Origin of the sequence: Ligilactobacillus sp. (assembly GCF_036846325.1) — a bacterium.
Lineage (GTDB): Bacteria > Bacillota > Bacilli > Lactobacillales > Lactobacillaceae > Ligilactobacillus.
On record NZ_DAIUCE010000168.1, the window covers coordinates 1 to 2,432 of the forward strand.

2 protein-coding genes are annotated in these 2,432 nt (G+C 48.6%); both read left to right on the forward strand.

Annotation, left to right across the window (positions count from 1 at the left end; all coding sequences use genetic code 11):
- The first annotated feature begins 377 nt into the window (after positions 1–377).
- Positions 378–1,694, forward strand: a complete 1,317-nt coding sequence (locus tag V7Z60_RS09790) for an aspartate kinase (protein ID WP_334117625.1) — start codon at positions 378–380, stop codon at positions 1,692–1,694.
- A 48-nt stretch (positions 1,695–1,742) separates the two neighbouring features.
- Positions 1,743–2,315 carry an NUDIX hydrolase gene (locus V7Z60_RS09795; protein WP_334117626.1) on the forward strand — a complete coding sequence of 191 codons (573 nt, stop codon included), beginning with the start codon at positions 1,743–1,745 and terminating at the stop codon, positions 2,313–2,315.
- The last annotated feature ends 117 nt before the right edge of the window (positions 2,316–2,432 follow it).

Here is a 2,432-nt window from a genome sequence, read left to right on the forward strand (position 1 = left end):
ACGGGCAAATCCCAAAAATCGCTGTTTTGCCCGTAATTGGGAGCCAAAATTTACGGGCAAATCTCAGAAACCGGCATTTTGCCCGTAATCCTGCCTTGGAGTCCTGACCGGAATTTGGCTGCTATCAGGGATGTCTGCCCGAATGAAGTATTATGCCCCCAGGCAGCCTCAATCTCCGCATTTCCCGAAAAAGATGCCAGACGATCACGCCACAGCCACAGATTCTGAATTTAACATTAAAATCCGAACAATGGACTAATATCCGAAAAAGTTCATTTTTCACTTGACGGACATAGCATGTTTGTTAGAAAATTCAAGATGAAGGGTTCTCTAAAATTACAGAGAATTAAGAATACAGTAAAGAAATCGGGGTAATTATGAGGAAAGTGGTTAAATTCGGCGGAAGCTCTCTTGCCGATGCAAAGCAGTTTGAAAAGGTAGGCAATATCATCAGTGCCGACGAATCAAGGCTATACGTTGTTCCAAGTGCTCCTGGCAAACGTTTCTCAAAGGACACGAAAGTCACGGACATGCTGATCAGGGCTTACGAAATTACGGTTGAAGGCGGAGATCTGGGGGAACAGCTGAAGAAGATCAAAGCGCGATACGATGAAATCATTGACGGTCTGGGTCTTGAGATGACGCTTGACGATGAGTTTGCGACAATCAGGGAGAATCTTGAAAAAGATCCTTATCTTGACTATGCTTCTTCGCGCGGAGAGTATTTGAACGGAAAGGTTCTTGCGAATTATCTCGGTTTTGAGTTCATCGATCCGTATGAAACGGTCTTTTTCAACGAAGAGGGTCAGCTCAATGACTACAAGACCAACAAGGTTTTGAAAAAGCGCCTTGAAGAGGCTGAACATGCGGTGATTCCCGGTTTCTACGGTCAGGGAAAGGACGGCCGCGTCAAGACGTTTTCGCGCGGCGGATCTGACGTGACGGGATCAATCGTTGCGGCTGCCGCCGGCGTCGACGTTTATGAAAACTGGACCGACGTTTCGGGATTCCTCGTTGCCGATCCCCGCATCGTGGAAAACCCGGAGACAATCAGCACGATCACGTATCGTGAGCTGCGCGAGCTTTCATACATGGGGGCGTCCGTCCTGCATGAAGAAGCGATCTTCCCGGTCCGCTCAAAGGGGATTCCAATCAATATCAGAAATACGAACCGTCCTCAGGATGAGGGAACATGGATCGTTGAAAGCACGGCCAAGAAGCCTGCATATACGATTACGGGGGTTGCCGGCAGGAAAGGCTTTTGTTCGATTACAATCACGCAGGCCCTGATGAATTCTCAAATCGGCTTTGGGCGACGCGTGCTGCAGGCGTTTGAGGAAAGCGATATTTCATTTGAACATATGCCTTCCGGAATCGATACCCTTTCAGTCGTCGTTCATGAAGACGAATTCCTGCTCAAAGAACAGGAAGTCGTGGCCCGTCTTCACAGAATGACCGAACCGGATTCGATTGAAATCGAATCGGATCTGGCGCTGATTGCGGTCGTCGGCCGCGGAATGAAGTCTCAAAGCGGAACTGCGGCAAGGCTCTTTGCCGCACTGGCCAACGCGAACGTCAATATCCGCATGATTGACCAGGGATCTTCGGAATTGAACATTATCGTCGGCGTTGCCAATAACGATTTTGAAGCTGCAATCAGGGCAATCTACGAAAACTTTGTTGATCGTGTATAGGAGAAGGGCAGGCAGTCAGAAGACTGACAATACGGAAAGGTGTTAGGAATGGATGATCTCATAAAACAATTAGAAGCGTTTGTTCCTTGCAACGAGCAGGAAGAACGCGACTTGTCCTTGATGCTTGACTGGGCCGGGAGCGGTGCGGATGTCCTGACAAGAAAGAACAGGACGGCTCATTTTTCAGCTTCGGCATGGATTGTATCACCGGATCGGAAAAGTACTTTGATGTGCTTTCACAACATTTACAATTCCTGGTCGTGGATGGGCGGACATGCCGACGGCGACGCTGATTTGAAACACGTCGTCGTAAAGGAAATCGGCGAAGAGTGCGGCCTTTCCCCGGACAAGCTGCATTTTCTGGATGACGGCATTTTCTCTGTCGAGATTCTGACGGTCAACGGGCATGAAAAACGCGGAGAATACGTGCCTTCTCATCTGCATCTGAATGTGACGTATCTTCTGGAAACTGACCCTGCATTTGTTCTGAGAAGCAAACCGGACGAAAACAAGGCGGTTTCCTGGATCAGGATTGAGGACCTTCCAGAGCGCGTTTCCGAACAATGGATGAACGAGCGGATCTATTCAAAGCTCGTCAAGAAAACCAACGCATTCAGTTGAAATTGAAGATGGGAGAAACCATGTCCCGGATGATTTGCAATTAACTGCGGATCATCCGGGCTTTTGTGTATGCAGCGCTGAATGTTTTATTTCCCTTTAATCCCGTCCTGGCGCACT